General features: G+C 72.9%; 26 protein-coding genes. 12 read left to right on the top strand and 14 right to left on the bottom strand.

All coding sequences use genetic code 11. From position 1 onward, the window contains the following. The first annotated feature begins 554 nt into the window (after positions 1-554). Complete coding sequence (locus KPL59_RS09645) at positions 555-1,778, top strand: ISAs1 family transposase (RefSeq protein WP_226351754.1); 1,224 nt, start codon at positions 555-557, stop codon at positions 1,776-1,778. 231 nt (positions 1,779-2,009) lie between these two features. Here the strand turns inward: KPL59_RS09645 and KPL59_RS09640 are convergent, their stop codons facing one another. The 7 genes from KPL59_RS09640 to KPL59_RS09610 form a co-directional block, all read right to left on the bottom strand. Further along, positions 2,010-2,774, bottom strand: a complete 765-nt coding sequence (locus KPL59_RS09640) for a transposase (RefSeq protein WP_226360604.1) — start codon at positions 2,772-2,774, stop codon at positions 2,010-2,012. 270 nt (positions 2,775-3,044) lie between these two features. Continuing rightward, positions 3,045-3,617 carry an HNH endonuclease family protein gene (locus tag KPL59_RS09635; RefSeq protein WP_226360603.1) on the bottom strand — a complete coding sequence of 191 codons (573 nt, stop codon included), beginning with the start codon at positions 3,615-3,617 and terminating at the stop codon, positions 3,045-3,047. 109 nt (positions 3,618-3,726) lie between these two features. After that, entirely contained in the window at positions 3,727-3,969 is a 243-nt protein-coding gene (locus KPL59_RS37500) for a hypothetical protein (RefSeq protein ID WP_374111611.1), read from the bottom strand. Further along, entirely contained in the window at positions 3,966-5,147 is a 1,182-nt protein-coding gene (locus KPL59_RS36825) for a histidine kinase (RefSeq protein WP_226360602.1), read from the bottom strand. Before KPL59_RS36825 ends, KPL59_RS37500 begins: the two co-directional genes overlap by 4 nt. A 39-nt stretch (positions 5,148-5,186) precedes the next feature. Continuing rightward, positions 5,187-5,684 (bottom strand): hypothetical protein, encoded by a 498-nt coding sequence (locus KPL59_RS09620; RefSeq protein ID WP_226360601.1) that lies wholly within the window; start codon positions 5,682-5,684, stop codon positions 5,187-5,189. A 153-nt stretch (positions 5,685-5,837) separates the two neighbouring features. Next, positions 5,838-6,095, bottom strand: coding sequence for an acyl-CoA carboxylase epsilon subunit (locus tag KPL59_RS09615; RefSeq protein WP_226360600.1), 258 nt, complete (start codon positions 6,093-6,095; stop codon positions 5,838-5,840). Continuing rightward, a complete protein-coding gene (locus tag KPL59_RS09610) occupies positions 6,095-7,735 on the bottom strand; it encodes an acyl-CoA carboxylase subunit beta (RefSeq protein WP_226360599.1) in 1,641 nt (546 codons plus the stop codon). The genes KPL59_RS09615 and KPL59_RS09610 overlap by 1 nt, the downstream gene beginning before the upstream one ends. A 145-nt stretch (positions 7,736-7,880) precedes the next feature. Between KPL59_RS09610 and KPL59_RS09605 the strand changes: the two genes are divergently transcribed. The 3 genes from KPL59_RS09605 (at position 7,881) to KPL59_RS09595 (ending at position 10,362) form a co-directional block, all read left to right on the top strand. Further along, on the top strand, positions 7,881-8,729 hold the full coding sequence (locus KPL59_RS09605) for a biotin--[acetyl-CoA-carboxylase] ligase (protein WP_226360598.1): 849 nt from the start codon (positions 7,881-7,883) through the stop codon (positions 8,727-8,729). A gap of 80 nt (positions 8,730-8,809) precedes the next feature. Beyond that, a complete protein-coding gene (locus KPL59_RS09600; RefSeq protein ID WP_075310310.1) occupies positions 8,810-9,433 on the top strand; it encodes a PH domain-containing protein in 624 nt (207 codons plus the stop codon). Further along, a complete protein-coding gene (locus KPL59_RS09595) occupies positions 9,430-10,362 on the top strand; it encodes a hydroxymethylglutaryl-CoA lyase (RefSeq protein ID WP_075310312.1) in 933 nt (310 codons plus the stop codon). The genes KPL59_RS09600 and KPL59_RS09595 overlap by 4 nt, the downstream gene beginning before the upstream one ends. A gap of 20 nt (positions 10,363-10,382) precedes the next feature. Here the strand turns inward: KPL59_RS09595 and KPL59_RS09590 are convergent, their stop codons facing one another. Next, positions 10,383-11,201: an inositol monophosphatase family protein gene (locus tag KPL59_RS09590; protein WP_051050249.1), complete on the bottom strand. Its 819-nt coding sequence runs from the start codon at positions 11,199-11,201 to the stop codon at positions 10,383-10,385. Positions 11,202-11,266: 65 nt separating this feature from the next. Here KPL59_RS09590 and KPL59_RS09585 point away from each other — a divergent pair, with 65 nt between their 5' ends. Both KPL59_RS09585 and KPL59_RS09580 read left to right on the top strand, forming a co-directional pair. Next, entirely contained in the window at positions 11,267-11,923 is a 657-nt protein-coding gene (locus KPL59_RS09585; RefSeq protein ID WP_043279754.1) for a response regulator transcription factor, read from the top strand. A 7-nt stretch (positions 11,924-11,930) separates the two neighbouring features. Further along, positions 11,931-13,205 carry a HAMP domain-containing sensor histidine kinase gene (locus KPL59_RS09580; protein WP_020625225.1) on the top strand — a complete coding sequence of 425 codons (1,275 nt, stop codon included), beginning with the start codon at positions 11,931-11,933 and terminating at the stop codon, positions 13,203-13,205. Here the strand turns inward: KPL59_RS09580 and KPL59_RS09575 are convergent. Continuing rightward, positions 13,202-13,735 (bottom strand): GtrA family protein, encoded by a 534-nt coding sequence (locus KPL59_RS09575; protein ID WP_020625224.1) that lies wholly within the window; start codon positions 13,733-13,735, stop codon positions 13,202-13,204. The genes KPL59_RS09580 and KPL59_RS09575 overlap by 4 nt on opposite strands. Positions 13,736-13,769: 34 nt before the next feature. Between KPL59_RS09575 and KPL59_RS09570 the strand changes: the two genes are divergently transcribed. The 3 genes from KPL59_RS09570 (at position 13,770) to KPL59_RS09560 (ending at position 16,912) form a co-directional block, all read left to right on the top strand. After that, positions 13,770-15,014: a 5-(carboxyamino)imidazole ribonucleotide synthase gene (locus KPL59_RS09570; RefSeq protein ID WP_226360597.1), complete on the top strand. Its 1,245-nt coding sequence runs from the start codon at positions 13,770-13,772 to the stop codon at positions 15,012-15,014. Next, positions 15,011-15,526, top strand: a complete 516-nt coding sequence (purE, locus tag KPL59_RS09565) for a 5-(carboxyamino)imidazole ribonucleotide mutase (protein ID WP_020625222.1) — start codon at positions 15,011-15,013, stop codon at positions 15,524-15,526. The genes KPL59_RS09570 and purE overlap by 4 nt, the downstream gene beginning before the upstream one ends. A gap of 462 nt (positions 15,527-15,988) precedes the next feature. After that, on the top strand, positions 15,989-16,912 hold the full coding sequence (locus tag KPL59_RS09560) for a hypothetical protein (protein WP_051050250.1): 924 nt from the start codon (positions 15,989-15,991) through the stop codon (positions 16,910-16,912). Between the two features lie 161 nt (positions 16,913-17,073). Here the strand turns inward: KPL59_RS09560 and KPL59_RS09555 are convergent, their stop codons facing one another. Further along, positions 17,074-17,781, bottom strand: a complete 708-nt coding sequence (locus tag KPL59_RS09555) for a TetR family transcriptional regulator (RefSeq protein ID WP_075310316.1) — start codon at positions 17,779-17,781, stop codon at positions 17,074-17,076. Between the two features lie 60 nt (positions 17,782-17,841). On the opposite strand from KPL59_RS09555, the gene KPL59_RS09550 reads away from it, so the two are divergent. Both KPL59_RS09550 and KPL59_RS09545 read left to right on the top strand, forming a co-directional pair. Beyond that, positions 17,842-18,996, top strand: a complete 1,155-nt coding sequence (locus KPL59_RS09550; RefSeq protein ID WP_226360596.1) for an acyl-CoA dehydrogenase — start codon at positions 17,842-17,844, stop codon at positions 18,994-18,996. A gap of 14 nt (positions 18,997-19,010) precedes the next feature. Continuing rightward, positions 19,011-19,976, top strand: a complete 966-nt coding sequence (locus KPL59_RS09545; RefSeq protein ID WP_226360595.1) for a squalene cyclase — start codon at positions 19,011-19,013, stop codon at positions 19,974-19,976. A 56-nt stretch (positions 19,977-20,032) separates the two neighbouring features. On the opposite strand, the gene KPL59_RS09540 is transcribed toward KPL59_RS09545, so the two are convergent. Genes KPL59_RS09540 through KPL59_RS09530 form a run of 3 tightly spaced genes read right to left on the bottom strand, consistent with a single transcriptional unit; the run spans position 20,033 to position 21,395 of the window. Further along, positions 20,033-20,566: a helix-turn-helix transcriptional regulator gene (locus KPL59_RS09540; RefSeq protein ID WP_226360594.1), complete on the bottom strand. Its 534-nt coding sequence runs from the start codon at positions 20,564-20,566 to the stop codon at positions 20,033-20,035. Positions 20,567-20,614: 48 nt separating this feature from the next. After that, positions 20,615-20,851: a MerR family DNA-binding transcriptional regulator gene (locus KPL59_RS09535; protein ID WP_020627730.1), complete on the bottom strand. Its 237-nt coding sequence runs from the start codon at positions 20,849-20,851 to the stop codon at positions 20,615-20,617. Between the two features lie 25 nt (positions 20,852-20,876). Further along, complete coding sequence (locus KPL59_RS09530) at positions 20,877-21,395, bottom strand: DUF1097 domain-containing protein (protein WP_020627729.1); 519 nt, start codon at positions 21,393-21,395, stop codon at positions 20,877-20,879. Between the two features lie 234 nt (positions 21,396-21,629). Between KPL59_RS09530 and KPL59_RS09525 the strand changes: the two genes are divergently transcribed. Then, the gene (locus KPL59_RS09525; RefSeq protein ID WP_226360593.1) at positions 21,630-22,808 is read left to right on the top strand and encodes a benzoate/H(+) symporter BenE family transporter; all 1,179 of its coding nucleotides are present in this window, start codon (positions 21,630-21,632) and stop codon (positions 22,806-22,808) included. Positions 22,809-22,817: 9 nt separating this feature from the next. Here KPL59_RS09525 and KPL59_RS09520 read toward each other — a convergent pair whose 3' ends face one another. Then, entirely contained in the window at positions 22,818-23,090 is a 273-nt protein-coding gene (locus KPL59_RS09520) for an MSMEG_0570 family nitrogen starvation response protein (RefSeq protein ID WP_226360665.1), read from the bottom strand. Positions 23,091-23,113 lie beyond the last annotated feature (23 nt).

The raw sequence follows: 23,113 nt of genomic DNA, 5'->3' as shown, positions 1-23,113 counted from the left end.
CCTCGAACCCGTACTTCGTCACCCTCGCCGGTCCACGCGCCGGCGGCGGCGGCGCCTCCCTCGGCTGAACGGGGGCCCTCATCGCGGGGCCTCCCGCCCGAGGAGCCAGGCTGCCTTGTCACCCGCGGAGAAGCAGGGGCGGGGCGGCGGGGCTTGTCATCGAACAAATCCACCAGGGCCAGCCCGAGCACACTCAACAACTCAGAGTTCCGCCCCTGACCACACGCGCGACACCGCATCGCAATACGGCCCACCGGGTGGCGCCCGTCCGCAGCCAACCAGCGAGCTCCCGCCGACGCGTTCGAATCATCGTGATCCGGCAACGGGCACCGGAACGACACCTCGTCCCCTCGGACCCGGTGCCAGACTCCCGCGCGCTCCAGCGCCGCGATGAACCGCCCCAGAGACGCCCGCAGGGCCCCGGCAAAGTCGTGATGGGTGGGTCCTGAGCTGCGGTGATGTGGGGGGTGGGGGTGGGTGCGGACACAGGCTTGGCGTGATCATGAGGGTGTCGAATCCTTGCTCACGTCAGGAAGCCTGTGTCCGCAGTGTCAGTGTCTCCGATCGTTGCTGCTCTGGAAGGCCTGGAGGTCGGTCCTGACGCGGGGAGAGCCGCGCCGGTCGGTGAGGCGGCGGGGTTGTCGCTGGTGGAGGCCCTGTCGCGAGTGCCGGACCCGCGGAAACCACGCGGTGTCCGCCACGGTGTCCTCGCGGTGTTGCTACTGGGGGCGTGCGCGGTGTTGGCGGGGGCCCGGTCGTTCACCGCGATCGCCGAGTACGCCCATGACGTCGGCCGCGCCGTGCTGGACGTGCTCGGGGTGGGCGCGGTCGCTCCGCACGAGTCGACCATCCGCCGGGTCCTGCAACGGGTCGACGCCTCGGCGCTGGAGGCGGCGTTGCAGTCCTGGGTGTTGCCCCAGCTCAGCGCCCAGCCGGCGGCGGAGGGCACACCCCGGCGAGAACAGCGTCGCGTGCTGGCCTTGGACGGCAAGACCCTGCGCGGCGCCCGCGTCCGTGCCGCCGACGGCAGGGTCTGGCTCCCGCATCTGGTGTCGGTGCTCGACCAGACCAGCGGTGGCGTGCTCGGCCAGGTTCAGGTCGCAGAGAAGGGCAGCGAGATCACCGCGTTCACCGCGCTGCTCGACCCCCTCGACCTCGACGATGTACTGGTCACCGCGGACGCTCTGCACACCCAGCGAGCCCACGCCGACTACCTACACCGCCGCGGCGGGCACTACCTGATGACGATCAAAGCGAACCAGCCCACGCTGCTGGCACGGGTACGGGCGCTGCCCTGGACCCAGATCGGCGTCGCTGATCGTCAACGCGGGCGTGGGCACGGCCGCGTCGAGACCCGCACGATCAGCGTGGTCAGCCTGCACCCCTGTCCCGACCTGGGCGCAGAGTTCTTCCCCCACGCATCCCAGGCGATCAAGCTGGTGCGCCGGCGTCGCCCACTGCGGCCTGGCGGGAAGTGGAGAACCGAGACCGCCTACGCGATCACCAGCCTGACCAGCACCGACGCCGATCCAGGACTGCTCGCCCGCTGGATCCGTGGGCACTGGTCGATCGAGAATCGCCTGCACTGGGTCCGTGATGTCTGCTTCGACGAAGACCGCGCCACCGCCCACACCGGTCACGCCCCGCAGGTCATGTCGGCGTTGCGGAACCTCGCGATCACCGCGCTACGCCTGCACGGCGTCAGCAACATCGCCGCAGCACTCCGCCACCACGCCCGCGACCCCCATCGACCACTGACCACCTACAAGATCATCTAGCGACTTTGCCGGGGCCCTGGAGACGCCCGGGGGACATCAGCCGCCTCATCACTGGCCGACGCCCCCGAGTCAAACGCCGCCGCGCTCATCGCTCCGATCCAGCGCAACCAGGAACACCGCAGGTCACAGCCGTCATTGGTCGACCAGCACAGGATCCGCCTACCGGGCGGTTCCCTTCGTCAAGACTGAGCATGTACTCTTGCACGTACGGAGAGGCTTATTCAGGCTCCGTCAGGTAAGTGTGTAGAAGATGAGTCCGATGACTGCCGAGATTGTCGTTTTAAATGTGGCGTAGGGCCGCCGGTAGTCTGTGTGGAGAACTTTCCACGTTTTGATATGGGCGATGACTCGTTCGATGGTGGCGCGTGTGTGGTTGAGGCTCTTGTTGAATGTTTTTTGCCAGTCGAGAAGTTCCCGGCCGGGTGGTTTTTTGAACGGGGTGAGCATGCCGCGCCCGATGTATCCTTTATCGCCGATCGGGGGGGATGTGGCGAGGTGGTCGAGGGCGCCGGATTGGTCGAGGCAATATAGGTCGTGTCGGGAGCCTGGGGTCGGGTCGGAGATCCACGACAGCTGCCCTTCCAGGGTGGCTGCGACCTGGACGACGACGCCGGTGGTGCGATGCTTGCCCGACCACAGACCCGGCACCGCGGCCCATGACCAGCAGGGCAGCAAGGTTCCATCGATGATGTACTGCCGATCGGCACGAAGCTCCTCTGCCGTCGGAACGACACTCCGCAGCGCCTGTGCCAGCAACGGTGTCACCCCCGCGATCGCTCGACTAACCGTCGACTGCGACACCCCATAGGTTTCCGCCAACTCCCACTGCACACGATTCCCGCGCAGATACGCCAACGTGATCACCACCGACCAGAACAACCCCAGAACCGGCGGCCAAGACAAACGTGCCTCCGTCGCGTCCCGCTGATCCTGCTCATACACTATAGCGACAAGATCCTGAATTTCATCACGCCGGAAACCAGTGGTATAGTACATACTGCGGCAGCCCGTTCATCTCGGATTGATTCGGCAAACCAATATTCGCGATGGACGGGCTGTCGCCCAACCCGACACGCCGGGCTAGATCGTTATTTCACGGGGCCTGAATAAGCCTCGGAGTTCCTCTCTTCTCTTCGGGGCTTCCGTTGCATGAGTCGGGTTCCTTTCAGACGGTCCGGGTCATGTTGAAGCTCCCTTCGAGCTTCGGGTTGCACCGAGCCCTCCTCCGCCGGGTCAACAGCGAAAACGGGGGGGGGCTCGATCCTTTTAAGTCGTCGGACAGGTGTCGAGGAGCTTAGTCAAAGCGGCACGTTCCGCTGGCTTGACCCAGAGCCGGTAGCGTTCCTTGACCATGACCTGCCTCGTTCCGTAGTCACACCACGTGGACTTCTGCGGTGGTAACCAGGTTGCTGCGTCACCGTCGCCCTTGTCAGCGTTGGTCGGCCCGTCCACCGCGAGGAGATTGTCCGGGTCGTTGGCGAGTCTTTCACGAGCAGCCTCATCGAGCTGCTGGGCACCGCTCTGCCACGCGTCCGACAAGGACACCACATGATCGATCTGGACCGCCGCTGAGGTGTCCGAGCCCCGTTTAAACTCGACGACCTTCCCGGTGTAGGGGTCCGGATCGAGCACTCCCGAGTCCACCACACACTGCGCCCCACCCGGCCGGTACACGACGTTCTTCAGGTCGCGCGCGAGGATGTCGTTGCGCTGGTCGCAGCCGTTCCCGTCCGTGTCGGCCCAACGCTGACCGAACGCTTCACGACTGTACCCGGTTTTCGGTGCGCGGCCTTTGGTGGGGAGCATCGCCAACTTCTCTGCTTCCTGTTCATTGATCATTGTTGATCAGGACGGATGTTTCGCTCTCCGCACCTGCAGTAGCCAGCGGTGCTGGAGTCCTGGTCCGGCAGTCTGGACCGGTGACGATCTCGTTCCTGGATGATCTGTTTCACCTGCGTGTGCGGGGTCCACAGGGAGATGTCGGGGTCTCCGTCTCGATCCAGGATGTTGATCGCGGCAGCATGATCAGCATCCCACACGACCCCGCCCTTATGAGGGCAGTGAAGCCAGCCTCGTCGCCGCCCGAGGCGGTGCCGACGACCTCGATGCCGTCGAGCAGGCCCAGGACGGTGGCGAGGCCGTCGCGCACGATCCGCTGGTCGTCTGCCAGTACCACCCGCAGGTCGCTCACGTCGTGATCCTCTCGCGGTCCGGGGAACGGGCGGGCAGCCGGAGCCGGACCCGCCAGCCGTCGGGGGTGGGGCCGGTCTGCAGCTCGGCGCCGACGAGTGCCGCCCGCTCGGCCATTCCGGTCAGCCCGGAGCCCTCGCCGTCACCGGGCGCCGGCGGCACCCCGGCGACGTCGACGACCTCCAGCTCGGCGCCGTCGCCGTCGCGGCGCAGGTGCACCGTCACGGGGGCGCCGGGGGCGTGCTTGCGGGCGTTGGACAGCGCCTCCTGCGCGGTGCGCAGCACGGTCTCGCCCTCCCGCGCGCCGAGCCGCAGCCCCTCGGCGACCTCGACGGTCGCGTCCGGGTGCGCCCGGCCGAGCTCGCGCAGCTCCTCGGCGACGTCGACCGGCGTCGGTCCCTCGCGCAGCGCCCGCACGGCGCGACGGGCCTCGGTGATCCCGTCGGAGGCGAGCCGCTGGGCCCGTTCGATCTGGGCGATCGTGTCCGGCGCCGCGCCGTCGCGCAGCGCCATCAGCCGGGCGCCCTGGAGCTGGACGGCCAGCGCGGACAGCGAGTGCGCCAGCACGTCGTGGACGTCGCGGGCGACCCGGGCGCGGTCGGCGATGGCCTCGGCGCGGGCGTGCTCCTCGCGGGCCCTCGCGTCGGCGACGAGCGCCTGCTCGTGCTCCTCGACGCGCCGGGCCGAGTCGCGGCGGCCGAGCCCGAACAGCACCATCGCGGTCAGCGCGGAGACCACCAGCAGCGCTTCCCAGAGGGAGTCGTAGGGACCGACGGCGATCGTGGTGGCGGCGATGAGCGGCACGTCGACGAACAGCGCGGCCCGGTAGGGCAGCCGCAGCGCGGCCACGAACACCGCCAGCATCGGGAAGGCCGCCGAGGTGGTCCAGCCGTCGGACCCGGCCATCAGGGCGATCCCGCCTCCGCCGAGCGCGACGCTGGTCAGCACCGTCGCGACCGGCGGCATGTCCCGGTAGAGGGCGAAGGCCACCCACCCGGCGACGGCCGGGACGAGCCCGGCGTAGAGCCAGGGCGGCGAGACCTGCTGGCCCGGCGACCAATACAGCAGGAACAGCACGATCGGCAACCACACCAGTGACAGCAGCCGTCGGGGGACCCCGAACAGCGGCGACCGGTCGGCCTCGACGCGACGGGCCGCGTGGGCGGTGGGCGTGCTCACTGTTTCACTCTGACACAGCAGCCGGGCCGGGCGGGCCGGTCAGGCCACCGTGCGGGCACGGCGCGGCTCGGCCGGCCGGACCGGCAGCCCGGCCGCGTCCACCCGGTGGCGCAGGACCAGGCTCTGGACCAGCAGGCTCCCGCCGAAGACCAGCGCCGACGACGTCGAGAGCAGCAGCCCGGCGCCGACGGCCCCGCCGAGCACCCCGGCACCGACCCGCACCCCGATGGTCAGCACCCAGGCGACCAGCAACGCGGCCGAGCCGCTGCGGTAGGCCCAGCCGTCGCGGGTGCCGAGGCGGAAGGCGTACCCGCGCAGCACCCCGAGCCCGGCCGTCAGCACCAGCTCGGCGGCGAGCAGCGCCAGCCCGGCCGCGGTGACCTCCGGACGGGCCTGGGCGAGCGTGAGCACCCCGATGCCGATCACGATGAGCGGGAGCTTCATGTCCCGTGATCCGCCGACGAACTGCCCGCGGAACTGCTTGTAGAGGACCAGGCCGACGATCGCGACCGTGATGACGAGGGAGGTGGCGTCCATGGGGAGAACGATCTCTCCGCGGGGCCGGTCGTCGCGTCGGCGCCGGGGTCGATCCCGGGTGGACGCGCGCCCTCCACCCCCGGGTGGACCGCGCCCGGCCCCGGGCACCGTGGTGTGCCGGGACCGGGCGTCGGCCGGTGGTGCGTAGGTGGGTCAGCGGGGGAGGCCGGAGGCGCGCCACGCGCCGGGGCCCGCGTGCAGCGGGGCGCGGAGCTGGGCCGCGGGGTGCGACCACAGGTCCGGCGTCCGCGGCGGGTCGGGCGGCCCACCGACGCTCGCCGCCGCGGCGACCACGGCGGTCAGCGCGGCGAGCTCGCGGGCGTCCGGGGTGCCCCGTACGACCCGGAACAGCGCGCGGCGCTCCTCCGGGGTGGCCTCGGCCGACTCCTGCGTCTCCTGCGGCTCGCCCATCAGAGCGGGATGTTCCCGTGCTTGCGGGTCGGGCCCTGCTGCCGCTTGGTGGACAGCATCCGCAGCGCCCGGCCGACGTAGCCGCGGGTGTGCGACGGCGGCACGACCGCGTCGATGTAGCCCCGGTCGGCGGCGATGTAGGGGTTGCAGAGGGTGTCCTCGTAGTCCTGCTGCAGCTCCGCGCGCTTGGCGGCGAGCTCGTCGCCCTCCAGGCCCTTGAGCTCCTTGCGGTAGAGGATCGACACCGCGCCCTGCGCGCCGGTGACCGCGATCTGCGCGGTCGGCCAGGCGATGTTGACGTCGGCGCCGAGGTGCTTGGAGCCCATGACGTCGTAGGCGCCGCCGTAGGCCTTGCGGGTGATCACGGTGACCTTGGGGACGGTCGCCTCGGCGTAGGCGTAGATCAGCTTCGCGCCGCGGCGGATGATGCCGTTCCACTCCTGCTCGGTGCCCGGCAGGAAGCCCGGCACGTCGACGAAGGTCAGGACCGGGATGTTGAACGCGTCGCAGGTCCGCACGAACCGCGCGGCCTTCTCCGAGGCGTCGATGTCGAGGCAGCCGGCGAACTGGGTCGGCTGGTTCGCGACGATGCCGACGCTGCGGCCCTCGACGCGGGCGTACCCGATCACGATGTTCGGCGCCCAGAGCTCCTGGACCTCGAGGAAGTCCTCGTCGTCGACGACCCGGTTGATGACCTCGCGGATGTCGTACGGGGTGTTCGCCGAGTCCGGGATGAGGGTGTCGAGCTCGCGGTCGGAGTCGATGATGCCGTCCTCGATCGACCCCTCGACGGGCTCGCTCGCCGGGAACGACGGCGGCTCGGACAGGTTGTTCGACGGCAGGAAGCTCAGCAGCTGCTTGACGTAGTCGAGCGCGTCGGCCTCGTCGCCGGCCAGGTAGTGGGCCACCCCGGACTTGGTGTTGTGGGCCCGGCCGCCGCCGAGCTCCTCCATGTCGACGTCCTCACCGGTGACGGTCTTGATGACGTCCGGGCCGGTGATGAACATGTGGCTGGTCTCGTCGACCATGACCGTGAAGTCGGTGATCGCGGGGGAGTACACCGCGCCGCCCGCGCACGGACCCATGATCAGCGAGATCTGCGGGATCACACCGGAGCTCGACACGTTGCGGGTGAAGATCTCGCCGTAGAGGCCGAGGGCGACCACGCCCTCCTGGATGCGGGCGCCGCCGCCGTCGTTGATGCCGACGACCGGGCAGCCGATCTTCGCGGCCACGTCCATGACCTTGACGATCTTCTCGCCGTAGACCTCGCCCAGCGCCCCGCCGAAGACGGTCGCGTCCTGGGAGAACACCGCGACCGGGCGGCCGTCGATGGTGCCGGTGCCGGTCACGACGCCGTCGCCGAACGGGCGCTTGGCCTCCATCCCGAAGTTCGTGGACCGGTGCCGGGTCAGGGCGTCCAGCTCGACGAAGGAGCCGGGGTCGAGCAGCTGGTCGATCCGCTCACGGGCGGTCTGGCGCCCCTTCGCGTGCTGCTTCTCGACCGCGGACGCCGAACCGGCGTGGACCGCGTCCTCGAAACGCTGGTAGAGGTCGGCGAGTTTGCCGGCCGTGGTGTGGACGTCCGGCTCGGCGCTTCCGTCTTCCGGGGTCGCCATCGGCTCCGTTGCGGCGCTCATGAGATCGGAGCCTAACCCGCAAGTAGCGTCGGTCCGGGCGTGACGTCCGACGCAGCCGACCGGGTGGCCGTCCCCGGACAGCGTTACCGATCCGTGCACCCTCCGCGGTCCCCGGCGGGTCGCGGTGCCGTTACGGTGCGCGGTGATGACGATCGGGACGAATCACGGTGACGGGGACCCGCTGGACCCGTACGCCCTGCGGACTGCCGTGCTCCGTCCCGCCGGGGGCTGGACGGCGCTCGACGTCGTCGCCTCCACCGGATCCACCAACGCCGACCTGCTGGCCGAGGCCGTGCGCGGTGCCCCGGACCGCTCGGTGCTGATCGCCGAGGACCAGGTGCGCGGCCGCGGCCGCCTCGACCGTACCTGGCTCTCGCGGCCCGGGGCGGCGCTGACGCTGTCGGTGCTGTGGCGCCCGGAGGGCGTGCCCGCCGACCGGCTGGGCTGGCTGCCGATGCTCGCGGGCGTCGCGCTCGCCGACGCGATCACCGAGCTCGCCCCGGACGTGCCGGTGGCCCTGAAGTGGCCCAACGACCTGCTCGTCGGGACGACGCGGGGCAAGGCCGCGGGGATCCTCGCCGAGATGACCGCGGTCTCCGGCGGCGGCCCGGGGATCGTGCTGGGCATCGGGCTCAACGTCTCCACCCCGGCCACCGACCTGCCGTGGGGCGCGACCTCGCTGGCCGCGCACGGGTTCACCGCGACCCGCGCCGAGACCGCGACCGTGTTGCTGGGGCACCTGTACCGGCGCGAGGCGCAGTGGCGGGACGCCCACGGCGACGCCGACGCCTGCGGCCTGCGCCGCGACTACCGGTCGGCCTGCGCCAGCCTCGGCTCGCGGGTCCGGGTGGAACGCCCGGCCGGGGACCACCTCATCGGGACGGCCGAGGACGTCGACCCGCAGGGCCGGCTGCTGGTCCACCCGGACGGCGGAGCCCGCGTCGCGGTGGCGGCCGGGGACATCGTCCATCTGCGCGCGGCCGACCAACCCTGAGTCACCCGCTGCGCTGACCTGCGACGCAGCCCCCGCGCGTCGCGGTGGCGGCGGGCCCCCTTCGTCCTACCGTGGGGGACATGGCGTCCCCCGACAGCGCTCTGGACCGGGCACTGGACCGGGTTCTCGACGAGGGTGAGCGCGTCGTGCTGCTCGGGCACCCGCACTGGCGGCTGGGTCTGCGCCCGGCCGCGGTGCTGGTCGGGGTGAGCGCCGCCGCCGGGTTCGGCGCCGCCGTCGTCCGGCTGCAGCCGTGGGCACCGTGGGCCTGGCTCGTGCTCGGGGTGCTCGCCGCGCTCGTCGCGGTGCGCTGGACGCTGCTGCCGATCGCGCGCTGGCGCGCCACCCTGCTGGTCGTCACCGACCGGCGGTTCCTCGTCCGGGAGGGGCTGCTCGTCCGCGACGGTCTCGACGTGCCCATCGACCGCATCGACTCGGTCCGCGTCCGGACCGGCGCCGCGGGGCGGCTGTTCGGCCACGGCACCCTGCTGCTCGACGTCGCCGGGGAGCGGCTGCGGTTCACCGACGTCGCGGGCGTGGAACGGGTCCAGGCCCGGCTGCACCGCGAGATCGGCCTGCTCGCCGAGCGGCGCCGCAGCCACGAGAAGGCGAGCGAGCACACGGCCCGCCGCGCTCACGCCGACGCGGCCGTGCGGGGCAGGATGGAGGCTCCCGCACCGCAGCGAGAGAGGGCGTCCCTGTGAGCAACGGTCTACCCACGACGGTGCGCGACCCCGCGCTCCCGGAACGCGTCGAGATCTACGAGGTCGGCCCCCGCGACGGGCTGCAGAACGAGAAGACCGTCCTCCCGGTCGCGGTGAAGGCCGAGTTCCTCGACCGGCTCGCCGACGCGGGCCTGCGCACGCTGGAGGCGACCAGCTTCGTGCACCCGAGGTGGGTGCCCCAGCTCGCCGACGCCGCCGACCTGCTGGCCGTGCTCGACCGCCGCGCCGGCCTCGACTACCCGGTGCTCACCCCGAACGAGCGCGGCCTGGACCGTGCGATCGAGGCGGGCTGCGACCACGTCGCGGTGTTCGCCTCGGCCACCGAGACGTTCGCGAAGCGCAACCTCAACCGCACGCTCGACGAGCAGTTCGCGATGTTCGAGCCCACCGTCACCCGCGCGGTGCGCGAGGGCCTGCGGGTGCGCGCCTACGTGTCGATGGTGTTCGGCGACCCGTGGGAGGGCGGCGTCGACCCGGACCAGGCCGCCGCCGTCGGGGCCCGGCTGATGGAGATGGGCTGCGACCAGCTCTCCCTCGGCGACACGATCGGCGTCGCCACCCCGGCGCACGTCGGCGCGGTGCTCGACGCCTGCATCGCCCGCGGGGTCGGCGTTGAACGGCTCGCGGTGCACTTCCACGACACCTACGGCCAGGCGCTGGCCAACACCCTCGCCGCGCTGCGGCACGGCGTGACCACCGTCGACGCCAGCGCGGGCGGCCTGGGCGGCTGCCCCTACGCCGGGTCCGCGACCGGCAACCTCGCCACCGAGGACCTGGTGTGGATGCTCGACGGGCTCGGCATCGACCACGGTGCCGACCTGGCGAAGCTGGTCGACACCAGCGTGTGGATGGCCGGGCACCTGGGCCGGCCGTCGCCGTCGCGGGTGGTCACGGCGCTGTCGGCCTGACCGCGGGCACCCGCTCGGGCTCAGCCGCGCAGCACTCCCAGCACCGCGTCGTGCAGCAGCCCGTTGCTGGTCAGGCCGTGCCCGCCGGACCAGGTCGGGTTCCCGGCCAGGTCGGTCAGCCGCCCGCCGGCCTCGGCGACGACGGCCGCCGGCGCGGCCAGGTCCCACGGGTTCGCCGCGGGCTCGACCGCGACGTCGACGACCCCCTCGGCGACGAGCACGTGCTGCCAGAAGTCCCCGAACGCACGGGACTCCCAGCAGGCCTCGGTCAGCGCGATCCAACCCTCCCGCGACGCCGGGGACGGGTCGGTGCGGAAGGTCTCGGTGTTGGTGGTCGACACGTAGGCGTCGGCGACGTCGGCCACCCCCGACACCGCGATCCGCTTCGGCGTCCCCGACGGCAGGTCGCGCGCCCAGGCCCCGGCCCCCGCCGAGCCCCACCAGCGGCGGTGCAGCGCCGGCGCGCTCACCACACCCACCGTCGGCACGCCGTCGACGACGAGCGCGATCAGGGTCGCCCACGCGGGCACCCCGCGGGAGAAGTTCTTCGTCCCGTCGATCGGGTCGATCACCCAGCCGCGGCCGTGCGCGGTGTCGGTGGACCCGCCGCGCTCCTCGCCGAGGATCGCGTCGCCCGGGCGCTCGTGACCCAGCGCGGCCCGGATCGCGTCCTCGGCGGCGGTGTCCGCGTCGGTCACCGGGGTGCGGTCCGGCTTGCGCTCCACCCGCAGGTCGGCGGCCCGGAACCGGGGCAGCGTGATCGCGTCGGCGAGGTCCGCCAGGCGCAGGGCGAGATCCAGGTCACCGGGTTCGGCGGGCACGCATCGCTCGGGGTTCACGTTGGGCGAGCATGCCAGCTCGCACCGCCACCGTGCCCGGGGCCCGGAGCCCTATGCTCGGTGAAATGACCACAGTGGTTCTGGCCGAGGACGACGCGGCGATCGCCGAGCCGCTGTCGCGGGCCCTGCAGCGCGAGGGGTACGACGTCGACGTCGTCGCCGACGGCGTGGGCGCCGTCGACCGCGTCACGCGTGCCCAGGTCGACCTGCTCGTGCTCGACCTCGGGCTGCCCGGGATGGACGGCCTGGAGGTCTGCCGGCGGGTCCGCGCGACCCTGCCGGACCTGCCGGTCCTCATGCTCACCGCCCGCACCGACGAGGTCGACTTCGTCGTGGGGCTCGACGCCGGCGCCGACGACTACGTGTCCAAGCCGTTCCGGCTGGCCGAGCTGCTGGCCCGGGTGCGGGCGCTGCTGCGCCGCCGCACCCAGGACGTCGTCGAGGTGGACGGGCTGCGGATGGAGCTGTCCGGCCGCCGTGTCCTGCTCGACGGCGAGGAGGTCTCGCTGGCCAACAAGGAGTTCGAGCTGCTGCGGGTGCTGATGATCCACGCCGGTCAGGTCGTGACGCGTGAGGAGATCCTGCACGCGGTCTGGGGCGACGCGGACATGAAGTCGTCGAAGACGCTGGACATGCACATGTCGTGGCTGCGCCGCAAGATCGGCGGCGAGAAGCGGATCGCCACCGTCCGGGGCGTCGGCTTCCGGTACAACTCGGACTGAGGTCGCCGTGCGCCGCCGGATCCTGATCTCCACCCTGCTGACGGTGGCGCTGACCGCGCTGTTCCTGGGCGGTCCGCTCGCGCTCGCGACCTGGCAGCTCGTCGAGGACTTCACCCGTGCCGAGCTGACCCAGCGCCTGGAGCAGGTCACCGAGACCGTCGAGGAGTACGGCACCGGGCCGCAGTCGCAACAGCTGGTGGAGGCGGCGATCCCGCCGAACTCGCGGCTGGTCGTCGTGCCGCCGGACTCCGCCCCGATCGTCTACGGCGTGGACCGGGTCGACGAGCCGGTGACCGAGTCGCTGCCGTTCGGGCCCGGCGGGATCATGGAGCTGTCCCAGCCGACCTCGGTGATGCGCTCCCAGCAGACCCAGGTGGTGGCGGTCGTCGTGCTGCTGGTCGGGTTCTCCGTCACCGTCGGCACCGGGGTCGCGGTGTACACCGCCCGCCGGCTGTCCGACCCGCTGCGTGACCTCGCGGCCCGTGCCGCCCGCCTCGGGGCGGGCGACTTCCGCCGGTCCCCGGCCCGCTACGACATCGCCGAGCTCGACCGGGTCTCGGAGGTGCTGGACTCCTCGGCGACCGCGCTGTCCCAGCTGCTGCACCGCGAACGGTCGCTGGTCGGGGACGTGTCCCACCAGCTGCGCAGCCGGATCACCGCGCTGCAGCTGCGCCTCGACGAGCTGGCCTGCCACCCCGACCCGGACGCCCGCCGCGAGGCCAACGCGGCACTGGAGCAGACCGAGCGGCTCACCGCCGTCCTCGACGACCTGCTGGAGTCCGCCCGCGCCGCACGGGCGGTCGGGGCCGAGCCGGTCGACCTGGCCGAGGCCGTCGCCGACGCCGAGCGGGAGTGGCGCGGTCCGCTCACCGCGGCCGGCCGGTCGCTCCGGGTGCGGGTGCCCGAGGGGCTCCTCGCGCGGGTCACCGCGGCCCGGCTGCGCGAGGCGATCGGGGTGCTGGTCGACAACGCCCTGCAGCACGGCGAGGGCACCGTCACGATCGCGGCCCGGGAGGGCGAGAACGCGCTGCTGGTCGAGGTGTCCGACACCGGCCCGGGGGTCCCGGAGGACCTGGTCCCGCACGTGTTCGACCGCGGCATCTCCGCGCAGTCCTCGACCGGTCTGGGGCTCGCGCTGGCCCGGACGCTGGTCGAGGCCGACGGCGGGCGGCTGGAGCTGTCGCGGGCTCGGCCGCCGGTGTTCCGGCTCTACCTGCCCGCGGCGCGCACCGACGACGTCGCCGCCGCCGCGCCGGTCCCGGACCGGACCGGACCCCGTTAGGGGCGCGGCTCCTGGTCCACCGGGGCGGGCGGGGGCTGACGCCGCACGAACTGGTCCGGCCACACGAACCGACGGAAGGCCCACCAGCGGAAGGCCATCCCGACCAGGGTGCCGACGATCTGCCCGGCCACGAAGTCCGCGGACTCCTGGGCGACCAGCGAGACGAACGGCACCTGCAGCTCGAAGACGTAGCGCGAGACCCACAGCGGTGCCGAGTACACCGCGACCCCGATCCCGCTGATCACGAAGAACAGCAGGGCCTCGTGGTGCCGCTCCCGCCCGCCGCGGGTCCGGAAGGACCATTCGCGGTTCAGCACGTAGGACACCATCGTCGCCACCAGCACCGCGATCACCTTGGCGGTCACCGGCTTGTCGGCCAGCACCGTGGCCTTCAGCACCAGGAACACCACCGTGTCGATGACCCAGGTGCTGCCGCCGACCATCAGGAACTTGATCAGCTCACGGTGTTTGATCGCCTTGTCGCGGTACGGCTGGGGGATCCTGGCGAGCGTCGCCTCCACCACCGTCACGGGATCGATCGTGCCAGATTAGGCTCCCGGTCTCGTGGAGAGGGTTGACGCGCAGAAGACCGCCCTGCCCGTCGTCGGCATGGTCGGCGGTGGCCAGCTGGCCCGGATGACCGCCCAGGCCGCCGTCGCGCTGGGGCAGACGCTGCGGGTGCTGGCCGCGTCGCCGACCGACCCGGCGGCCCGGGTGACGCCGGACGTGGTCCTCGGCGACCCCGACGACGCCGCCGCGCTGCGGGAGCTCGCGACGGGCTGTTCGGCCGTCACGTTCGACCACGAGGGCGTCCCGCAGGAGGTGCTGGTCCCGCTCGCCGAGGCCGGGGTGCCGCTGCGGCCGCCGCCCTCGGCGCTGGTGCACGCGCAGGACAAGCTGGTGATGCGCCGACGGCTGTCGGAGATGGGCCTGCCAGTGCCGGCGTTCGCCGAGGTGGCCGCGCCCGGCGACGTCGCCGCCTTCGGGGCCGAGCACGGCTGGCCGGTCGTGCTCAAGGCCACCCGCGGCGGCTACGACGGCCGCGGGGTCTGGTTCCTGCGCGCCGGTGGCGACGACACCGAGCGGCTGGTCGCCGACCTGCTCGACGCCGGCACCCCGCTGCTCGTCGAGTCGGCGGTCCCGATGACCCGGGAGCTGGCCGCGAGCGTCGCCCGCTCGCCCTTCGGCCAGGCCGCCGCGTGGCCGGTCGTCGAGACCCTGCAGGTCGACGGCCAGTGCGCTCGGGTCACCTCGCCCGCCCCCGGGCTCGACCCGGACCACGCCGCGCGGATCCAGGAGCTGGCACTGCGGATCGCGGCCGAGCTCGGCGTCGTCGGGCTGATGACGGTCGAGCTGTTCGAGACCGCGCCCGGCGAGGTCGTCGTGAACGAGCTGGCGATGCGCCCGCACAACTCGGGTCACTGGACGATCGAGGGCTCGGTCACCTCGCAGTTCGAGCAGCACCTGCGCGCGGTGCTGGACTACCCGCTCGGCTCGACCGCCCCGGTCGCCCCGGTCGCGGTGATGGCGAACGTGCTCGGCGCGGCGCAGGAGCCCGCGATGGATATGGACGAGCGGCTGCACCACTGCTTCGCGCGCTTCCCCGAGGCGAAGGTGCACCTCTACGCGAAGGACGGCCGCCCGGCGCGCAAGATCGGCCACGTGACGATCCTCGGTCGCGACGAGAGCGACGTGCGCACCCGCGCGGAGCTCGCCGCGGGGTGGCTCGCCACCGCGACGTGGGCGGACGGCTGGTCCGCCCACACCGGTGATCCCCGCTCCCCGCACTCCCCGGAAGGACCTCGATGACGCAGACCGGCTCCCCGCGCGTGGGCGTGATCATGGGCAGCGACTCCGACTGGCCGGTGATGGGCGCCGCGGGCGCCGCGCTCGACGAGTTCGGCGTGCCGTGGGAGGTGGGCGTCTACTCCGCGCACCGCACCCCGCAGCGGATGCTCGACTACGCCGCCTCGGCCGCCGACCGCGGCCTGCAGGCGATCGTCGCCGGGGCGGGCGGCGCCGCGCACCTGCCCGGCATGGTCGCCGCCGCGACGCCGCTGCCGGTCATCGGCGTGCCCGTGCCGCTGAAGTACCTCGACGGTCTGGACTCGCTGCTGTCGATCGTCCAGATGCCCGCCGGTGTGCCGGTGGCGACCGTCGCGGTCGGCAACGCGCGCAACGCCGGGCTGCTCGCGGTACGCATCCTCGGCGCCGGCGACGAGCGGCTCCGGCAGGCGATGGTGGAGTTCCAGGCCGACCTCGAACGCAGCGTCCTGGACAAGGACGCGGCGCTGCGCGTGACCGCCCGCGAGAGCCGCTGAAATTGCGGTGGCGGGCCGCTGGACCCCGTGCGTACGGTGTGGGCACACGGGAGAGGAGGTGGTCCAGCAGATGAGCTACAGCAGGACACGTGAGGTGGCCGTCAGCTAGCACCACGTTCTGCTCCGGCGGGGAGAACCCGTCGGAGAGGCGGTCGTGGAAGCCGGTGTGGTGCCGGCGAGTTCCCGACGGTCACCCGTGATCCCCGGGTCCGAACGCTGTCCGGTTCGGTCGACGCACTCCCGGTGCGGCCCGGGGATCACGCATGTCCGGGGTTCGTCCGGATCGACACTCCCGGGGTCCCGGATCGGCTACCCCGGCCCGGGTTCGGGGTGGTCCCCGATGAGACCGGCTACGGGCTCCGACACGCTCGGTGACACGGCACACACCGTGCCGGCCGAGGGGGATCCGTGCGCCACACCACCGAGCCGCAACCGCCGTCCTGGCACCGGCCACTGCTCGTCATGTCCGTTCTGATGGCCGCCGTCGCCGCGGTCGCCGCGGTCGGCCTCGTCGTCGACGACCGCACTCTGCTCGCCGAGTCCGTCTGGGCCAAGCCGCTGAAGTTCGGCGTCTCGTTCGCCGTCTACGGTCTGACGCTCGGCGCACTCGTCCCGATGCTGCCGCGGGCCCGCCGCACGATGTGGTGGCTCGGTACGGCGTTCGCCGCCACCGGCGTCGTCGACGTCGGGTTCATCGTCCTCGCCGCGGCGCGGGGCACCTACAGCCACTTCAACCAGAACACCGACCCGGTCAACGCGATCGGTCAGCAGGTCTTCTCCAGCGGTGTCGTCGGACTGTTCGGGGTCAGCCTGGTGATCGCGGTGATGCTGTTGTTCCAGCGGGTCGGCGACGTCGCCCTGACCCGGGCACTGCGGGCCGGGCTGCTGCTCGCGACGGGCGGGATGGCGGTCGCGTTCGGGATCGCCGGTGCCGGTCCGAGCCGGACGGTGCCCGACGCGTACGGCCGCCCGGTCACCCTCGCGGGTGCGCACGGGGTGGGGACGCCCGACGGAGGTGGCATGCCCCTGACGAACTGGAGCGTCACCGGGGGCGACCTGCGGGTGCCGCACTTCGTCGGCCTGCATGCGATCCAGGTGCTGGTGCTGTTCGCGTCGGCGCTGGGGTTCGCGGCGGCCCGGGTGGTCTGGCTGCGGGACCCGGGAGTGCGGGCCCGACTCACGGGGGTGGCCGTGCTCGGGGTGACCGGTGTCTTCGCGATCACGACGTGGCAGGCGTTGCGGGGGCAGCCGCTGGTGCACCCGGACGGGCTCACCTGGGGCGCCGTCGGACTGCTGGCCGTGCTGACCGGCGGGCTCACCCTGGCCGTCGTCGCGGACGCCCGGCGGCGGGTCGGACCACCGAGTCCGGACCTGGTCCGGGCGTGACCGGTCCCCACGGCGATGCCCCGGGGCGTGCGCCGCCGGTGTGGTGCTCGACGTGGCGGTACTGCGGGGCGGGTGCTGGTGACCGCGCACTCCCGGCCGCCGCGCGATCGCGGGCTTTGGCGGCTCGGCGGTGGGTGCCGATGATCGGGCCCGGCGGCCGCTCAGCCCGTCCGCCGGGTCGACTCCCGCTCCAGGGTCCGTGCCGCGCGCTCCAGGCGCCGGGTCACGTCCTCCAGGTCGGGCGCCGCGGCCGGCTCGTCCGCGTCCTCCAGCGGCAGCATCGGCGCGACCCGCCGGAAGTGGTCGACGGCGCCGGGCAGGTCGGCGTCGCGTGCGCCGTCGACCAGCCAGCGGCGCAACGCCTGGTTGTGCGCCGCGACCAGCGCCGCGGCCGTCACCGCGGCGCGCAGCTCGCCGTCGGGACGGTCGCCGAGGCGCGCGGTGAGCTCGCGGGTGAACAGCCGCCGGTAGTGGTGCACCGACGCGGCCTCGCGGTCGCGCAGCGCCGGCACCGAGCCGACCAGTGCGAACCGCAGCCGGGCGACCTCGGGGTCCTCGGTGTAGAGCTCGAACACCGTCTCCGCGGCACGCAGTGCCAGCGACGGCAGCGGCTCGTCGGGGTGCGCGCCGTCGAACACCTCGCTGATCCGGGCCAGCCCGCGCTCGTGGTCGGGGGACAGCGCGTCCTCCTTGCCGCGGAAGTAGCGGAAGAAGGTCCGGCGGCCGACGCCCGCGGCGGCGGCGATGTCGTCCACCGTGGTGTCGTCGTAGCCGCGTTCGGTGAACAGCCGCGCGGCCGCCGCGACCAGGTCCCTCCGCACCTCGGCGCGCCCCTCGGGGGAACGCCCGCGCCGCGTGCTGGTCGCCATGGCACGGAGGGTAGCAAGGTCCCCTGGCCTGTGGCACGGAGTGCCGTTAGCATGGGCGGCATGAACAGCGAGTTCGACAGCTACCGGCTCAGCGACGAGCACATGGCCCTCCGCGAGGCGGTCCGGGACCTGGCGGAGAAGGAGATCGCCCCGCACGCCGCCGAGGTCGACGAGCAGGGCCGGTACCCCGTCGAGGCGCGCGACGCCCTGGTCAAGGCCGGTTTCCAGGCCGTGATCATCCCCGAGGAGTACGGCGGCCAGGGCGCCGACGAACTCGCCGGCTGCATCGTGATCGAGGAGGTCGCGCGGGTCTGCGCGTCGTCGTCGCTGATCCCGGGGGTCAACGGGCTCGGGCTGACCCCGATCCTGCTGTCGGCCTCGGACGAGCTGAAGAAGCAGGTTCTCCCGTCGGTCGCCTCCGGCGAGGCCATGGTGAGCTACGCGCTGTCCGAGCGCGAGGCCGGCTCCGACGCCGCGTCGATGAAGACCCGCGCCCGCCGCGGCGGCGACGAGTGGGTGCTCAACGGCACCAAGTGCTGGATCTCCAACGCCGGCGAGTCGACCTGGTACACGGTCATGGCGGTGACCGACCCGGAGAAGAAGGCCAACGGGATCTCGGCGTTCGTGGTGCACAAGGACGACCCGGGCTTCGTCGTCGGGACCAAGGAGCGCAAGCTCGGCATCCACGGCTCGCCCACCCGGGAGATCCACTTCGAGGACGCCCGCATCCCGGCGGACCGGATCATCGGTGCCGAGGGCACCGGCTTCAAGACCGCGCTGCGCACCCTGGACCACACGCGTCCGACCATCGGCTCGCAGGCCGTCGGCATCGCCCAGGGCGCGCTCGACGTCGCGACCCAGTACATGAAGGAGCGCAAGCAGTTCGGCAAGCACCTGGCCGAGTTCCAGGGCCTGCAGTTCATGCTCGCCGACATGGCGATGAAGGTCGAGGCCGCCCGCCAGCTCTGCTACGTCGCCGCCTCGCGCGCCGAGCGCGACGAGCCCGGACTCGGCTTCATCTCCTCGGCCGCCAAGTGCTTCGCCTCCGACACCGCGATGCAGGTGACCACCGATGCCGTCCAGCTGCTCGGCGGAGCGGGCTACACCCGTGACTTCCCGGCCGAGCGCATGATGCGCGACGCGAAGATCACCCAGATCTACGAGGGCACCAACCAGATCCAGCGCATGGTGATGGCGCGCAACCTCCTGAAGTGACACCCTGACAGCCCATGGACGGGGCTGTCGTGGACCGAGCACTGCTCGACCGGCTGCTCGACACCGATCCGGCGCTGCGCTGGCAGGTCGAGCGCGACCTGGCGGGTGCGCCTCCCGAGGTCTGGGAGGCCACCCGTGCTCGGGTCGCGACAGAGGGGATGGGTGCGCGGCTGCTCGCCCGTCAGGACCCCGACGGCACCTGGGCGGGCGGGGCGTACTTCCCGGCCGAGCCGTCGACGGTGGAGGGCCAGCCGTGGACGGCGACGACCTGGTCGCTGAACGCCCTGCGGGAGTGGGGCCTGGATCCCGCGGCGCTCGCGGGCACCGCGGAGAAGCTCGAATCGTGCCGCTGGGAGTACGACGACCTGCCCTACTGGGACGGCGAGGTCGACGCCTGCATCAACGCCTGGACCGTCGCCAACGGGCTCTGGCTCGGCTGCGACATGGATGCGCTCGCCGCCTGGTTCGCCGAGCACCAGCTCCCCGACGGCGGTTGGAACTGCGACTGGGTGGACGGTGCCACCCGGTCGTCGGTCCACTCGACGCTCAACTCCCTGCACGGGCTGCTGGCCCACGAGCGGGCGACCGGAGGGACGTCGGGGACCTGGGCCGCCCGCCGCTCCGGTGAGGAGTACCTGCTGTCCCGACGCCTGCTCTACCGGCTGTCCACCGGGGACCGCCTGGCGCTCGAACGGGACCCCGCCGAGCTCGCGTACCCGCTGCGCTGGCGGCTCGACGTGCTGCGTGGCACCGAGTACTTCCGCCGCGCCGCGGAGCTCGACGGCGCGGCGCCCGACCCGCGCCTGGCGGAGGCCGTCGCGGTGCTGCGCGCGGCGCGGCGTCCGGACGGGTGGTGGCTGCAGGGCCGTCGCGATCCCGGCGAGATGTGGTTCGAGGTCGACGTGCCGCCGGGGGAGCCGTCACCGTGGCTGACCCTGTACGGCACCCGGATCCTCGCCTGGTGGGACGCGGCGGCCTGACGATCAGTACCTGAGCGCGGGCCGGGGCGGCGCGGATCGCGCTCAGGTACTGATGATCATGGAGTCGGTGGGGTGCGGATGACGAGCACGGCAGCGGCCGGCTCCCCGGCGAGGGCGGCGTAGGTGTGCTCGCCGTCCGCGGGCCAGTGTGTGGCCTCGCCGGTGCCGAGGTCGGCCTCGTGCCCGCTGCGTCCGGCTCGGACGGCACCGCGGGTGACGAGCAGGTGCTCCACCACCCCGGGACCGTGCCCGGGGGACACGTGCACCGCCCCCGGGACAAGTGCCAGCGCGTACACCTCGACGGTGCCGTGGTCGTCGGTGGTGGTCTCCAGCAGGCGCACGGTGATGCCGGGGCCTGCGAGCTCGGCCCCGGGATGCTCGGCGAGCAGCCGGGACAGCGGCACGGCGAGGGTGTCCGCGAGGGCGTACAGCGTGGACAGGGTCGGGTTGCGGCTGCCGTTCTCGATCTCGGACAGCGACCCCTTGCCGATCCCGGCCCGCTCCGCGAGGACCCCGAGGGAGAGACCGCGTGCGGTCCGGGCCGCCCGCACCCGTGCGCCGAGGGCCGTGCGCAGCGCCCCGTCGTCCACCGGGCGACTGTAGCCGGGGCCGGTCGACACGAGGCCCCTGCGCCCGGGCTACCGGGCCGGGGTGTCCGGACCGCGCGGGGGGCCGGGTGTTCCGGGGTCGCGCACCGCGGTGGCCGCGGAGAAGCGTGCCGGGAGCGCCGTGACCTGGTCCCGCAGATCCTCCACGTCCCAGAGGTCTCGGCCGTCCGGTTCGCGGAAGGCCGGCGTCACCAGACCGGCCCTGGCCCAGCGGTGCAGTGCCCGCGGGCTCAGGGCCAGCCTGGTCGCGGCCTCGCCGGTGGTCACCAGTCGCACCGGGTGCCGCCGCCGGTCAGGCCGCGGCGGGTGCCGTGGCGCGGGCGGTCAGGCGGCCGACGATCAGGCTGCAGCCGTAGCCGAGCGCCACCGAGCCGACCACGAACGACAGCAGCATCACCGTGAACGGGCCGGTGGGCAGCGAGAAGTCCGTGCCGGAGGCGCCGCTGAGCAGGCCGAACGCCGCCGTGGTGGCGAACCCGACGACCGACCCGGGCACGAACCCGAGCGCCGGCACGAGCGCACCGAGGATGAACACCGCGGTCATCCCACCGATGATCAGGCCCAGCAGGGCGGGGTTCGTGGTGAGTCCCGCCAGGATCAGCATGACGGTGCCGGTGACGATGCCCCAGATGTTCGTGGCGAGGGCGGTGACCAGCGCTGGCCGGTCACCACCGGCCGCGAAGAAGGTCGCGGCACCCAGGAACGTGGCGGGCACGAACAGGCCGAGACCGGAGAGCGGGCCGAGGTAGAGGTACGCGATCACCGCCCCGGCGACGCCGATCACCAGGGCCAGAGCGACGGGCAGCTTCATGGGACGGACCTCCCGGTAGGGCCGCGCCCGGCAGGCGCGGCGACCCACGCAGGATGGGCCGCCGCCGGTGCCCGTTCCAAGATCGCCGGGCCGGACGTCACCGCCTGTTTTCCGGACGACACGGTTCGGTCATCTTTGGTCCCGCAGAGGGCGTCCCGTGTATCGGCTGCAGAACATCCTGCTTACCGCCCGAAGAGAGTTCTGTTTACAGAACGACGCGGTTAGAGTGGGCCCGTGGATCGTTCCTGGGCGCAACCGGTGTCGGTCGGTGTGGTCTCCGCGGTGATCGGGGTGACCAGTTCCTTCGCCGTCGTCCTCGCGGGGCTGTCGGCGGCCGGTGCCGACCCGGCGCAGGCCGCGTCCGGGCTGGTGGTGCTCACCGCCCTGATGGGGCTGGCGACGATCTGGCTGTCCCGCCGGTTCCGCCGCCCGCTGACGATCGCCTGGTCCACGCCCGGTGCCGCGTTGCTGGCGTCCACCGGCGCCGTCGCGGGTGGGTGGCCCGCGGCGGTCGGCGCGTTCGTCGTCGTCGGCCTGCTGGTCGTCGCGACGGGGCTCGTGCGCCCGCTCGGGCGGCTCGTCGGGGCGATCCCGGCGCCGATCGCGCAGGCGATGCTGGCCGGGGTGCTGCTGCCGCTCTGCCTGGCGCCGGTCCGGGCGCTGGTGGAGCGGCCGCTGCTCGTCGCGCCGATCGTGGTGCTGTGGGTCGTCCTGTCGCGCGTCGCGCCGCGCTGGGCCTCGCCGGCCGCGTTCGGGCTGGCACTGGTGATCGTCATGGCCCTCGCCGACGGCTGGGGGTGGCTGCAGGCCCCGCGGATCGCGCTGACGGTGCCGTCGTTCTCCCTCGCCGCGGTGGTCGGGGTGGCGCTGCCGCTGTGGGTGGTGACGATGGCCTCTCAGAACGTGCCGGGCGTCGCGGTGCTCGGCGCGGCGGGCTACCGCGTGCCGTGGCGGTACGCGATGGTCCTCACCGGCGCCGGCACGGCGCTCGGCGCCCCCGCCGGGGCGCACGCGATCAACCTGGCCGCGATCACTGCGGCCCTGCCGGCCTCGCCCGAGGCCCATCCCGACCCGGCCCGGCGCTGGATCGCGTGCCAGGCCAACGGCGTCACCTGCCTGCTGCTGGCCCCGCTCGCGACGACGCTGGCCGCCCTCGTCGCGGCCGCGCCGCCCGGGGTCGTGGAGTCCGTCGCGGGGCTCGCCCTGCTCGGCACGTTCGGTGCCGCGCTCGCGGGGGCCCTCGCCGTCGCCGACGGGACGCCGGACCCGGCCGTCGCGCGGGTGCCCGCGGCGGCCACGTTCCTGGTCTCGGCGGCCGGGGTCACGATCGCCGGGATCGGCGGGGCGTTCTGGGGGCTGCTCGCCGGGGTGGTGCTGCACCTGGCGCTGCGCCGACGTGCGGCGGCCGCGTGAGGCGCGGGATCAGCGGCGGAAGCCCTGCACCCGCACCTCGTCGGTCGGGGCGAACCGTCCCGCGGCGGCGTCGATGAGCGCGATCGTGCGGGCCGACTGCGCGCAGCCGAACCCGTACTTCGCGCGGACCCGCGAGTCGGCGATCTCCATGCAGGTGCGGCTGCGGGTGACGAACTCCGCCACCGGGTAGGTCGTGCCGGTGTCCAGGTGCTCGGTCACCACCAGCGACGGGGAGTAGTAGCTGACCTCGGTGCCGTCCGGCCAGCGGACGTCGAACATCATCTCGGGCACGGTCGTGCACGGTA

The organism is Pseudonocardia sp. ICBG1142 (genome assembly GCF_020496255.1).
Taxonomy (GTDB): domain Bacteria; phylum Actinomycetota; class Actinomycetes; order Mycobacteriales; family Pseudonocardiaceae; genus Pseudonocardia.
The sequence above is the reverse complement of the archived record's forward strand: the minus strand, read 5'-3'. Positions and strand labels throughout refer to the sequence as shown.